This is a genomic window from Cupriavidus sp. FW216-B1 (genome assembly GCF_058789195.1).
In genome coordinates this window covers 134,820-146,872 of sequence record NZ_JBYTEL010000015.1, presented here as the reverse complement: position 1 = coordinate 146,872, position 12,053 = coordinate 134,820, and the positions used below count along the sequence as shown (strand labels likewise).

Genomic DNA, 12,053 nt, shown 5'->3' with positions numbered 1-12,053 from the left:
CGGCTTGGTAACCCGGGGGGGCCTTGCGGGGGGGCCGCGCCGGCAAGGCCGCAAGCGCCCGGGTGGTCATAGCCGGCCCGCCGCGCGGCGGGCCGCGGGCTAGATGGAGTCCTGCGGCCGCGAGGCCTCGCTCACGCTCCAGACGGTATCGAAGAGGCCGCGCTGCATGGTGGCGAACTCCTCGCTCTCGATGATCAGCCCGTAGTTCTCGTGGCGCGACGAGATCAGCGACACGCGGTTGTCGAAGATGAAGGTGGTCATCGATATCTCCATCTCCGGCGGCGCGTAGCGCAGCTCGCGGCGCTCGGCGCGGCTCGTGGGCCAGATCGGCTGGATGTCGCGCTGGCGCGAGCGGATGACCTTGAGCTCGATGCCGCGCTGCACGCGCTCGTTCAGGAAGCGCTCCACCTCGCCCAGGCCGGGCGTCTGCTCCAGCTCGTGCATCGACAGGTAGCCGCGCAGCACCCTGGGCGCGCCCGTCAGCGTCAGCGATTCCCACAGGACCGTGCGGATGCCTTCCTCGCCTTCGAAGAAGCGGATCTGCGGCTTGCCCTTGATGCGGTTGTAGACCGATCGCATCTGCGGCACCAGCGCCTCGATCGCCTGCAGCCGCGCCTTGCCGCGCTCGAGCAGCTTGCGCGGATCTTCCGCCACCACGATGCGCTTGCCGTCGCGGTCAGCGATCGTCACCAGGCCCTCTTCCTCGAGCCGCTGCAGCGCATGGTACGCGGTCGTGCGGACCATGCCGGCCCGCGCCGCCACCTCGGCGATGGTCGCCTCGCCGAGCTCGGCGGCGGCCATGTAAAGGTTGAACAACGATTTCGTGATGCCCAGTTGGGCGAGTTCAGCTTCCACCGCGGCGGACTCCACATCGGGTCGAGAGATACCGCAGTGTAGCCGAGTGTCGAAATCCATCGACAAGTCCACCTTGCGATGTGTCCATATCCTTCGACAGATCGCCGGAATTTTGCACCATTTGGTGGCTTGCGCACCAAGATGGATCCTGATAAATTCGCTTTTAGTGCCGATATTTGTGCGTAAATATACTAATAAGCGTTGATATTGCCAGCTGCGATGGCACGGCAATTGCTAACGTACCGATGTGTCGAAAGTGTTCGACAGATTTTCAGGAAATCGAGAAACGGAGCCAGACAGATGTCAGCAGAAGCCATCATCAGCCACGATTCGTCAGCGGAGCTGACGCGCAAGGAGGAGCGGCAGATCGTCGCCGCCTCGACGCTGGGCACGCTCTTCGAGTGGTACGACTTTTTCATCTATGGCTCGCTCGCCGTCTTCATGAGCCGCGTGCTGTTCCCGGCCGACAATCCGACCGTATCGCTGCTGGCCGCGCTCGGCGCGCTGGCGGTCGGCTTCGTCATCCGGCCGCTCGGCTCGATCTTCTTCGGCTACCTCGGCGACAAGCTCGGGCGCAAGTACACGTTCCTGATGACCGTGGTCATGATGGGCGGCTCGACCGTGCTGATCGGGCTGCTGCCATCCTACGAGAGTGCCGGGCACCTGTCGTGGATCCTGCTTCTGGCGCTGCGCGTGGTGCAGGGCCTGGCGGTCGGCGGGGAATACGGCGGCGCGGTCATCTACGTCTCCGAGCACTGCGTGCCGAAGCGGCGGGGCCTGCTGACCGGCTGGATCCAGATCACGTCGTCGGCCGGCCTGATCCTCTCGCTGCTCGTCATCATGGCGACGCAGGCGTCGATGAGCACCGAGGCGTTTCGCGCCTGGGGCTGGCGCGTGCCGTTCCTGCTGTCGCTGGTCATGCTGGTGATCTCGGTGTACGTGCGCGCCAGGCTCCACGAGTCGCCGGTGTTCGCGCGCATGAAGCGCGAGCGCCGCCTCTCGCCCAATCCGTTCAAGGAGACCTTCGGCCAGTGGCGCAACCTGAAGCTCGTCGTGCTCGCGCTGCTGGGCGTGACCGCGGGCCAGGGCGCCACCTATTTCACGGGCCAGTTCTACGTGATGATCTTCCTGCAGCAGGCCGTGCTGATCGACCAGGAGAGCGCATACCGGCTCGTCGCGCTGGGCTTCCTGATCGGCGCGCCCAGCTTCGTGCTGATGAGCTGGCTGTCCGACCGGATCGGGCGCAAGTGGATCATGGTCGCCGGCCTGCTGCTCGCCGCGCTGTCCTATCACGCGATGTTCGGCGCGCTGATGCGGGCCGGGAATCCCGCGCTGGTCCACGCCACCGAGGCGGCTCCCGTGCAGCTGCACGTCGACAACGCGCACGGCCAGTGCGACTTCAGCCTCCAGGCCGCGCTGATCGGCACCCACCCCGACCACCGCAAGCTGTGCGTCCAGGTGAAGAAATACCTGGTCGCGCACGGCGTCAGCTTCACGTTCGCGCCGGCCGTCGCCGGCCAGGAGGTGGCGCTCGGCATCGGCGCATCCCCGCTGATCCCCGGCTTCGACAAGGCGGCCTATGCCAGGGCGCTTGCCGCGGCGGGCTATCCGGCCAGCGCGGACCCCGCGCAGATCGACAGCGCCATGATCGTGTTCATCCTCGTGCTGATGACCGCGATGGTGGCGATGGTCTACGGCCCGGTGGCGGCCTATCTGGTCGAGCTGTTTCCGGCGCGCATCCGCTACACGGCGCTGTCGTTCCCGTATCACATCGGCGCCGGGATCTTCGGCGGCATCCTGCCGTTCGTCGCCACCTTCCTGTCTCAGTCGACCGGCAACGTCTTCGGCGGCCTGATGTATCCGGTCGTCATCACCGGCGTCGTCGGCGTGATCGGCGCGGCCCTGCTTCCCAACCTCCGCGCCACCGCCATCGACCCGGATCTCGAACACTGAACCACACACCGGCAATCATCATGAACCCATTCAAAGTGGCCGTCGTCCAGGCCGAATCGATTCCCACCGACAGCATGGCCTGTGCGGAGAAAGCCGCGCGCCTGGTGCGCGAGGCCATCGGGCAGGACGCCAAGGTCATCGTCTTTCCCGAAGCCTTCCTGGGCGGCTATCCGAAAGGAAACAGCTTCGGCGCGCCGGTGGGCATGCGCACGCCCGCGGGCCGCGACGCCTACGCGGCCTACCACGAACAGGCCATCGCGCTCGACGGCAAGGAAGTGGCGCTGATCGCGGAGGCGGTCGCGCACAGCGACGCGTTCGTCGTGATCGGGTGCATCGAGGCGGACGGCGGCACGCTGTACTGCACCGCGCTGTTCTTCCACGGCAGCAGCGGGCTGGTCGCCAAGCACCGGAAGCTGATGCCGACCGCCGGCGAGCGGCTGGTGTGGGGGTTCGGCGACGGCTCGACGATGCCCGTCGTCGACACGCCCTACGGCCGCATCGGCGCCGTCATCTGCTGGGAAAACTACATGCCGATGCTGCGCATGTATATGTACGGCAAGGGCGTCGCGCTGTATTGCGCGCCGACCGCCGACGACCGCGACACCTGGCTGCCGAGCATGCGGCATATCGCGCTCGAGGGCCGCTGCTACGTGCTGAGCGCCTGCCAGTACCTGCGCCGCGGCGCCTATCCCGAGGACATGGAGTGCGCGCTCGGCGATGCCCCGGAGACGGTCCTGCTGCGCGGCGGCAGCGCCATCGTCGACCCGCTCGGCCAGGTCCTGGCCGGCCCCGAGTTCAACCGGGAAGCCGTGCTGTACGCCACCGTCGATCCGCGGCAGATCATCCGCGGCAAGTTCGACTTCGACGTCGCCGGGCACTATGCCCGCCCGGACGTCTTCCGCCTCGCCGTGGATACCCGCCCGAAGGCGGCGCTCACCTGCATTTCCGGCGCGGGCGACGAGGAGGCGTGAGGTGGATCTGGACTTCGGATCGTTGCCGGCGCGCACGGTGTACAACCTGCTGACCTCGGCGGTCACCCCGCGGCCCATCGCATGGGTCACGACCGTCTCGAAGGAGGGCGTCGTCAATGCCGCGCCCTACAGCTTCTTCAACGTGATGGGGCATGAGCCGCCCACGGTCGCGCTGGGACTGCTCCGGCACCAGAGCCGCGGAACCAAGGACACGGCGGCGAACATCCTCGACACGGGGGAGTTCGTGGTGAACCTCGTGCCCGCGGCGCTTGCCGGGCCGATGAACATGACGGCCGCCGACTACGCGCCGGGCGAGGACGAGATCGCGCTTGTCGGCCTGGCGCCGGTCGCGTCGAGGGTCGTGCGTCCGCCGCGGATCGACGGCTGCCCGGTGGCGCTCGAGTGCGCCAGCCACACCAGCATCATGACCGGCCCCGGCCAGTTCGTGGTCATCGGCAGGGTGTTGTCGATGTACGTGAGGGACGACGTGCTGCTCGATCCCGCGCGGGGCTACATCGACGCGCCGGCGCTGGACCTGATCAGCCGCATGCACGGCAGCGGCTGGTATGCGCGCTCCACCGATCTGTTCCAGCTGGAGCGGCCGGGCTAGCCGCGGCCGCTCACCCCAGTAGCCGGTCCACCAGTTCGATCCAGTGCTGCACCGGCGTGTCGGTGCCGCTCTGCAGGTGCGTGATGCAGCCGATGTTGGCCGACACGATGGCGTCCGGCTTCGAGGCCTGCAGGTTGGCGAGCTTGTCGTCGCGCAGGCGCTGGGACAGCGCCGGCTGCAGCACCGAGTAGGTACCGGCCGAGCCGCAGCACAGGTGGCTGTCGGCGCAGAGCTTGACCTCCACGCCCAGCGCGGTCAGCAGCGCCTCCACGCGGCCGCGGATCTGCTGGCCGTGCTGCAGGGTGCAGGGCGGGTGGTAGGCCACGCGCTGGCCGTCGCCGGCGCGCGGCGCGGCGCTGGCCATGTCCTGCAGGTTGTCGGCGAAGTCCGGCAGCAGCTCGCACAGGTCGCGCGTGAGCGCCGAGATGCGGTGCGCGCGTTCGGCGTAGCGCGCGTCGTTGCGCAGCAGGTGGCCGTATTCCTTGACCATCACGCCGCAGCCCGAGGAGGTCATCACGATGGCCTCGGCGCCGGCTTCCACCAGCGGCCACCAGGCGTCGATGTTGCGGCGCGCATTGTCGAGGCCGCCGTCGTGGTCGCCGGTGTGGTGGCGCACCGCGCCGCAGCAGCCGGCCTCGCGCGCCACCAGCAGCTGCACGCCGAGGCGGTCGAACACGCGCGCGGTGGCGGCGTTGATGTTGGGCGACATCGAAGGCTGCACGCAGCCGTCGAGCAGCACCATCTTGCGCGCGTGGGCGTTGCGCGGCCACGCGCCTGCGGCAGTCGGCTTCGGCACCTTGTTGCGCAGCGCCTGCGGCAGCAGCGGGCGCACGCGCTGGCCCAGGCGCATGGCCGGGCCGAACAGCGCCGGGCGCGTGATGCCTTCGCGCAGGGCCCAGCGCGCGAAGCGCTCGCCGGCCGGGCGCTGCACGCCCTGGGCCGCCAGGCGCTCGTCCACCACCTTGCGGCCGATGTCCACCAGGCGGCCGTAGCGTACGCCCGAGGGGCAGGTCGATTCGCAGTTGCGGCAGGTCAGGCAGCGGTCCAGGTGCAGGCGCGTGCTTTCGGTGACGGGCTGGCCTTCGAACACCTGCTTCATCAGGTAGATGCGCCCGCGCGGGCCGTCCAGCTCGTCGCCGAGCAACTGGTAGGTGGGGCAGGTGGCGGTGCAGAAGCCGCAGTGCACGCACTTGCCGACGATGGACTTGGCCTCTTCGCCTTCGGGCGTGCCGCGCAGGAACTCGGCCAGGGTGGTTTGCATGGTGGGGGACTCTCCGGTGCCTTTGCTCGGGATGCTGGGGAATGGGTTGCCTGGCGCGCGGCTCAGAAGCCGGCGTACATGCGCCGCGGGTTGAAGATGCCGGCGGGGTCGAAGCTGGCCTTGAGGCGCTGGTGGATCGCCTCCAGCGGCGCGGCCAGCGGCGTGAACACGCCGGCGGCCTTGTCGCCGTTGCGGAACAGCGTGGCGTGGCCGCCCGCGGCGGCGGCGGCCGCGCGCACGGCGGCGGCATCGGCGGCGCTGTCGGCGCCGCCCAGCCACCAGCGCTGGCCGCCGCCCCATTCGATCAACTGGCCGCCCGGCAGCGCCAGCGGCGCGGCGGTGGTGGGCACGGCGACGCGCCACAGCGCGCGGCCCGCCTGCACCGGGGCGAAGAACGGATGCTGCTGCTCGCGCAGCGCCTGCCACAGCGCGCCGGCCTGGTCCGGCGCCACGGCCTCGCCGCCCAGGCGCTCGCGCGCGGCGCGCACCGCGGCGGCCGCGCCCGACAGGCGCAGGTGCAGCGTGCCGTCGTGCCAGGCCGAGGCGGCCACCGGCAGCGGCTGGCCGCCCCACTGGTTGAGGCGCTCGAGCGCCTCGGCCTCGCCCAGCGCGAAGCGCAGCGTGGCCTCGTCGAACGGCACCGGCAGCACCTTGAGCGAGACTTCCAGGATCAGCCCCAGCGTGCCCAGCGAGCCGGCCATCAGGCGCGAGACGTCGTAGCCCGCCACGTTCTTCATGACCTGGCCGCCGAAGCCGAGGATGTCGCCGCGGCCGTCCATCACCTGCACGCCGAGCACGAAGTCGCGCAGCGCGCCCACGGCCTGCCGGCGCGGGCCGGACAGGCCCGCCGCGACCGCGCCGCCGAGCGTGGCGCCGGCGCCGAAATGCGGCGGCTCGAAGGCCAGCATCTGGCGGCGCTCGGCCAGCGCCGCCTCGATCTCGGCCAGCGGCGTGCCGCAGCGCGCGGTGATCACCAGCTCCGGCGGGTCGTAGTCGACGATGCCGCCGTAGCCGCGCGTGTCGAGCACCTCGCCCTGCAATTGCTGGCCGTAGAAATCCTTGCTGCCGCCGCCGCGCAGGCGCAGCGGCGTGCGTGCGTCCGTGGCGCGCCGGATGGTGTCGCGGAAGGCGTCGAGGGTGGCTTGCTGGTCGGCTGGCATGGATGCTGGCTGGTTCTGGTTGTGTGGGTTTTGTGGGCGAGGGCGGGTCAGCCTGGCGGTGTCCTGGCGCCGGGCGCGGGTTTGCCGCCGCCCGCGTTTTCGTCTTGCCTGTCGCGCTCGTCGCGCTCGTCGTGGTCTTCCCGGTACGGCGGCAGCGCGCTGCCGCAGTGCTTGCAGTAGGCCGCGTCGGGGTCGTGCCCCTCGCTCAGGCAGTGCGTGCAGGTGCGCGTGGTCAGCGGCCGCTTCAGGATGCTGGCGGCCAGCTCGGCGCCGACGATGCCGGTCGGGAAGGCGATGATGCCGTAGCCCAGCAGGATGGTCAGCGAGGTGATGAACTGCCCCAGCGGCGTCTTCGGCACCATGTCGCCGAAGCCGGTCGTGGTCAGCGTCACCACCGCCCAGTACATGCTCACCGGGATGCTGGTGAAGCCGTGCTGCGGGCCTTCCACCACGTACATCACGGTGCCCAGGATCACGGTGATGATGAACACCGTGGCCAGGAACACGAAGATCTTGCGCCGGCTGTTGGCCAGCGCGCGGTACAGGATCTGCGCCTCCTCGAAGTACACCGTCAGCTTGAGGATCCGGAACACGCGCAGCAGCCGCAGCAGGCGCACGTCGATCAGGAAGGCCAGCTCCGGCACGAAGAAGGCCAGCCAGGTCGGGATGATCGACAGGAAGTCCACCACGCCGAAGAAGCTGAACACATAGCGCAGCGGGCGGCGCACCACCAGGATGCGCATCACGTACTCGGCCGTGAACACCAGCGTGAACAGCCACTCCGCCGCCGTGAACGCGCTGCCCAGGCGCTGGCTGACCGCCGGCAGGCTGTCGAACACCACCACCAGCACGCTGGCCACGATGCACAGCAGCAGCGCGATGTCGAACAGCCGCCCGGCGTGCGTGTCGGCCTCGAAGATGATGGTGTACCAGCGCTCGCGCCAGCCCGACTCGGGCTTGCCCAGGCGCTGGCGCACCTGCGCGGTGAGTCGCTGCTGGCCGCGCGCGGCGGCTTTGTGGCCCGCCATGTTCAGAAGCGCGGCAGGTCGGGATGCGGCAGCAGGCCGCGCTTGACGTGCATGCGGCCGTATTCCGCGCAGCGTGCCAGCGTGGGGATGGCCTTGTCCGGGTTGAGCAGGCGCGCCGGGTCGAAGGCCGCCTTGACGGCGAAGAACATCTCGCGCTCCTCGGGCGAGAACTGCACGCACATCGAGTTGAGCTTCTCCACGCCCACGCCGTGCTCGCCGGTGACGGTGCCGCCCAGCTCCACGCAGCTCTCGAGGATGTCCGAGCCGAACAGCTCGGCGCGGTGCCACTGGTCCTGGTCGGCGCCGTCGAACAGGATCAGCGGGTGCATGTTGCCGTCGCCGGCATGGAACACGTTCATGCAGCGCAGCCCGTACTTGCGCTCCATTTCCTCGATGCGCGTGAGCAGCGTGCCGATGTGCTTGCGCGGGATGGTGCCGTCCATGCAGTAGTAGTCCGGCGAGATGCGGCCGGCCGCGGGGAAGGCGTTCTTGCGCCCGCTCCAGAAGCGCAGCCGCTCCGACTCGCTCTGCGACACGGCGATGCGCGTGGCGCCCGAGGCGCGCAGCACCTCGCTCATGCGCTCGATCTCCTCGGCCACTTCCTCGGTGGTGCCGTCGGACTCGCACAGCAGGATGGCGGCGGCGTCGAGGTCGTAGCCGGCGCGCACGAATTCTTCCACGGCCGCGGTGGCGGGCTTGTCCATCATCTCCAGCCCGGCCGGGATGATGCCCGCGCCGATCACGTCGGCCACCGCGTTGCCGCCCTTGGCCACGTCGTCGAAGCTGGCCATGATGACCTGCGCCAGTTGCGGCTTGGGGATCAGCTTGACGGTCACTTCGGTGACGACCGCCAGCATGCCCTCCGAGCCGATCATCGCGGCCAGCAGGTCCAGCCCGGGCGCGTCGGGCGCCTCGGAGCCGAACTCCACCACCTCGCCGGCCATCGTGACCGCGCGCACGCGCAGCACGTTGTGTACCGTGAGGCCGTACTTGAGGCAGTGCACGCCGCCCGAGTTCTCGCTGACGTTGCCGCCAATGGTGCAGGCGATCTGCGAGGACGGGTCGGGCGCGTAATAGAGGCCGTGGGGCGCGGCGGCCTCGGAGATGGCCAGGTTGCGCACGCCCGGCTGGACCACCGCCGTGCGCGCGCGCGCATCCACGCCGACGATGCGCTTGAACTTGGCCAGCGACAGCACCAGCCCGGTGGCGATCGGCATGGCGCCGCCGGACAGGCTGGTGCCCGCGCCGCGCGGCACCACCGGCACCTGCAGCGCATGGCACAGGCGCAGGATGGCGCAGACCTGTTCTTCGCTGTCGGGCAGCACCACGGCCACCGGCAACTGGCGGTAGGCGGCCAGGCCATCGCATTCGTAGGGCGCGGTGTCCTCGGGCTTCCACAACAGGGCCGCATCGGGCAGGATTTTCGCCAGGCCTTCGAGCAGCGCCGCGCGGCGGCTGTCGTCGGTGACCAGGGAGACTTCGTGCGGGGCGTTCATGACAACTCCTGTAGTGGCCGCGGGCGCGGGGCGCGGCGCGAGCGGGTGGGGAGCAAGGACTATAGCGCAGCCGCGCCGCCGCGCAGCATGGCGGCGACGTGAATTCCGCATGGCAGGCCGATCAAAATCGCTCATGCCGGCGGCGGACCGGAACATGGCAGGGCACGGCCGGACCCGCGCGCGGGCGCCGCGCGATTCCAGCTTAGCACCGGCAGCGGGCGCCGGCTGCCATGCCGGCTGCCATGTCGGCGGCCACCGCCGGCGGCTCTCCGGCGCCACATCCCGGCGCCACGCCCCGGCATGGCCGGCTACGCCGCTACCACTCCAGTCCCAGCAGCCAGTCGACGAAATAGCGCGCCTCGGGCTTGAGCGGCGCCTGCTCGCGCTCGACGATGTAGTAGCCGTGCGGCGAGACCGATTCGATGTCGAGCAGGCGCACCATCTGGCCCAGCGCCAGCCAGTGGCGGGCCATGCGCTGGCGCACCAGCGCCACGCCCTGGTTGGAGGCGATGGCCTCCAGCATCAGGCCGATGTCGTTGAACTGCGGGCCGGTCTGCGGCTCGGGCCAGTCCAGCCCGGCGGTCTCGAACCACGGCTTCCACGGCTCCAGCGGGCTGCGCAGCAGCACCAGGTTGTGCAGGTGCTCGGGCCGCGTGACCGAGCGGCCGTCGATGTGCTCGTAGTATTCGCGCCCGCAGGCCGGGAACACCGGCTCGACCAGCAGCCTGGTGGTCTTCAGGTCCGGGTAGCGGCCGGTGCCGTAGCGGATCTCCACGTCGGTGTCCTCGGCCTTCACGTCGAGGAACGGGATGGCCAGGTGCAGCTCGGTGTCGATGTGCGGGTACAGCGCGGTGAACTCGGGCAGGCGCGGCACCAGGTGCTGGCGGCCGAAGGTGGGCGGGATCGCCACGCGCAGGCGCGTGCGCTGCTTGTTGTACTCGGGCCGCGCCAGCTCGTTGAGGGACTTGAGCGCGTCCTGCACGTTGCGCAGGTAGCGCGTGCCGGCGGCGGTCAGCCGCAGCGCGGCGTTGGAGCGCACGAACAGGTCCTCGCCCCACAGCTCCTCGAGGTTCTTGATGCGGTGCGACACGGCGCTGGGCGTGACCGACAGCTCCTCCGCCGCGCGCGCGAAGCTGCCCAGGCGGGCGGCGGCCTCGAACGCGATCAGCAGGTGCAGCGGCGGGACGCGGTTGAACACGGCGGCCATGCGCGGCCCCTAGCGCGTCGCGCGGAAGATCTTGCCCGGGTTGAGGATGTGGTTGGGATCGAGCGCGTTCTTGATGGCGCGCATCAGGTCCAGCGCATCCTCGCCGTGCTCGCTGACCAGGAAGTCCATCTTGTGCAGGCCCACGCCGTGCTCGCCGGTGCAGGTGCCGCCCAGGGCCAGCGCGCGCTCGACGATGCGCCGGTTGATGGTCTCGGCCTCGGCCAGCTCCTCGGGCCTGGCCGGGTCGGTCAGGATCGCCACGTGGAAGTTGCCGTCGCCGACGTGGCCGACGATCGGGCAGGGCAGCGTGGAGGCGGCGAGGTCGCGCTCGGTCTCGCTCACGCACTCGGCCAGCCGCGAGATCGGCACGCACACGTCGGTGGTGACGGCGCGGCAGCCCGGCTTGAGCTGGAGCATGGCGAAGTAGGCGGTATGGCGCGCGTTCCACAGGCGGCTGCGGTCTTCCGGCCGGGTGGCCCACTCGAAGCCCTGGCCGCCGTGCTCGGCGGCGATCTGCTGCACGGTCTCGGCCTGCTCCCTGACGCCGGCCCCGGTGCCGTGGAACTCGAAGAACAGGTGCGGCATCTCCGGCATGGACAGGTTGTCGTGCCGGTTGATGGCGCGGATGGCCAGCGCGTCGACGAACTCCACGCGCGCCACCGGCACGCCGAGCTGGATGGTGTCGATCACCGCCCGCACCGCGCTGCCCATGCTGGGGAACGCGCAGATGGCGGCGGAGATGGCCTCGGGCTGCGGGTAGAGCCGCACCGTGACCTCGGTGATGATGCCCAGCGTGCCTTCGCTGCCGATCATCAGGCGGGTCAGGTCGTAGCCGGCGGACGACTTGCGCGCGTGCGTGCCGGTCCTGACGATGCGGCCGTCGGCCATGACCACGGTCAGCGCCAGCACGTTCTCGCGCATGGTGCCGTAGCGCACCGCGTTGGTCCCGGAGGCGCGCGTGGCGCACATGCCGCCCAGCGAGGCGTCGGCGCCCGGGTCGATCGGGAAGAACAGGCCGCTGTCCTTGATTTCCTGGTTGAGCTGCTTGCGGGTCACGCCCGGCTGCACGGTCACGTTCAGGTCCTCGGCCTGCACCGACAGCACGCGGTTCATCTGCGACAGGTCGAGGCTGATGCCGCCGGCCACCGCCAGCAGGTGGCCCTCGAGCGAGGAGCCGGCGCCGTAGGGGATCAGCGGCACGCGGTGCGCGTTGCACAGGCGCGCCACCTCGGCCACTTCCTCGGTGCTGTGGGCGAACACCACGCCGTCCGGCGCGGCCGGCGGGAACGGCGACTCGTCGCGCCCGTGGTGCTCGCACACGCCGGCGGAGGTGGAGAAGCGCTCGCCGAAACGGGCCTGCAGGGCCTCGCGCACGACGGCCGGCAGCGGCTGGCGCGCCAGCGCCGCGTGGGGGGTGGGATGGTTCATGGTGTCTCCGGCGGGACTGCGGCGGCAGGCTGCCGCGCGGCGCTGCCCGGGAGCGGGCGGCGCGCGTCGGTGCCGGCACTGGTG

Annotated in this window: 10 protein-coding genes; 3 read left to right on the top strand and 7 right to left on the bottom strand. The window is 70.3% G+C overall.

The genetic code is table 11. The annotated features are described in order from the left end of the window. Positions 1 to 99: 99 nt before the first annotated feature. Entirely contained in the window at positions 100 to 855 is a 756-nt protein-coding gene (locus AC3WXD_RS25505; protein ID WP_196812899.1) for a TrmB family transcriptional regulator, read from the bottom strand. Between the two features lie 300 nt (positions 856 to 1,155). Between AC3WXD_RS25505 and AC3WXD_RS25500 the strand changes: the two genes are divergently transcribed. From AC3WXD_RS25500 to AC3WXD_RS25490, 3 genes are read left to right on the top strand one after another with little or no spacing between them, the layout of a single operon-like run. Then, positions 1,156 to 2,808: an MFS transporter gene (locus AC3WXD_RS25500; protein ID WP_492324912.1), complete on the top strand. Its 1,653-nt coding sequence runs from the start codon at positions 1,156 to 1,158 to the stop codon at positions 2,806 to 2,808. Positions 2,809 to 2,828: 20 nt separating this feature from the next. Continuing rightward, entirely contained in the window at positions 2,829 to 3,779 is a 951-nt protein-coding gene (locus AC3WXD_RS25495) for a carbon-nitrogen hydrolase family protein (protein ID WP_059413532.1), read from the top strand. Between the two features lies 1 nt (position 3,780). Next, entirely contained in the window at positions 3,781 to 4,389 is a 609-nt protein-coding gene (locus AC3WXD_RS25490; RefSeq protein ID WP_492324911.1) for a flavin reductase family protein, read from the top strand. A 10-nt stretch (positions 4,390 to 4,399) separates the two neighbouring features. On the opposite strand, the gene glcF is transcribed toward AC3WXD_RS25490, so the two are convergent. The 6 genes from glcF to AC3WXD_RS25460 all read right to left on the bottom strand — a co-directional run bounded on the left by glcF (position 4,400) and on the right by AC3WXD_RS25460 (position 11,969). Next, complete coding sequence (glcF, locus tag AC3WXD_RS25485) at positions 4,400 to 5,650, bottom strand: glycolate oxidase subunit GlcF (protein WP_059413534.1); 1,251 nt, start codon at positions 5,648 to 5,650, stop codon at positions 4,400 to 4,402. Positions 5,651 to 5,712: 62 nt separating this feature from the next. Then, a complete protein-coding gene (gene glcE, locus AC3WXD_RS25480) occupies positions 5,713 to 6,810 on the bottom strand; it encodes a glycolate oxidase subunit GlcE (RefSeq protein ID WP_492324910.1) in 1,098 nt (365 codons plus the stop codon). A gap of 47 nt (positions 6,811 to 6,857) precedes the next feature. Then, the gene (locus tag AC3WXD_RS25475) at positions 6,858 to 7,838 is read right to left on the bottom strand and encodes an ion transporter (protein WP_020204166.1); all 981 of its coding nucleotides are present in this window, start codon (positions 7,836 to 7,838) and stop codon (positions 6,858 to 6,860) included. 2 nt (positions 7,839 to 7,840) lie between these two features. After that, complete coding sequence (locus tag AC3WXD_RS25470; RefSeq protein WP_020204167.1) at positions 7,841 to 9,334, bottom strand: FAD-linked oxidase C-terminal domain-containing protein; 1,494 nt, start codon at positions 9,332 to 9,334, stop codon at positions 7,841 to 7,843. A gap of 316 nt (positions 9,335 to 9,650) precedes the next feature. Then, entirely contained in the window at positions 9,651 to 10,541 is an 891-nt protein-coding gene (locus AC3WXD_RS25465) for a LysR substrate-binding domain-containing protein (RefSeq protein WP_020204168.1), read from the bottom strand. Between the two features lie 9 nt (positions 10,542 to 10,550). Next, positions 10,551 to 11,969: an FAD-binding oxidoreductase gene (locus AC3WXD_RS25460; RefSeq protein WP_492324909.1), complete on the bottom strand. Its 1,419-nt coding sequence runs from the start codon at positions 11,967 to 11,969 to the stop codon at positions 10,551 to 10,553. Positions 11,970 to 12,053: the final 84 nt, after the last annotated feature.

Coding starts and splice junctions, on each gene's coding strand:
- AC3WXD_RS25495 (WP_059413532.1), top strand. CDS start 2,829: ATGAACCCATTCAAAGTGGCCGTCGTCCAGGCCGAATCGATTCCCACC.
- glcF (WP_059413534.1), bottom strand. CDS start 5,650: ATGCAAACCACCCTGGCCGAGTTCCTGCGCGGCACGCCCGAAGGCGAA.
- AC3WXD_RS25500 (WP_492324912.1), top strand. CDS start 1,156: ATGTCAGCAGAAGCCATCATCAGCCACGATTCGTCAGCGGAGCTGACG.
- glcE (WP_492324910.1), bottom strand. CDS start 6,810: ATGCCAGCCGACCAGCAAGCCACCCTCGACGCCTTCCGCGACACCATC.
- AC3WXD_RS25475 (WP_020204166.1), bottom strand. CDS start 7,838: ATGGCGGGCCACAAAGCCGCCGCGCGCGGCCAGCAGCGACTCACCGCG.
- AC3WXD_RS25460 (WP_492324909.1), bottom strand. CDS start 11,969: ATGAACCATCCCACCCCCCACGCGGCGCTGGCGCGCCAGCCGCTGCCG.
- AC3WXD_RS25465 (WP_020204168.1), bottom strand. CDS start 10,541: ATGGCCGCCGTGTTCAACCGCGTCCCGCCGCTGCACCTGCTGATCGCG.
- AC3WXD_RS25470 (WP_020204167.1), bottom strand. CDS start 9,334: ATGAACGCCCCGCACGAAGTCTCCCTGGTCACCGACGACAGCCGCCGC.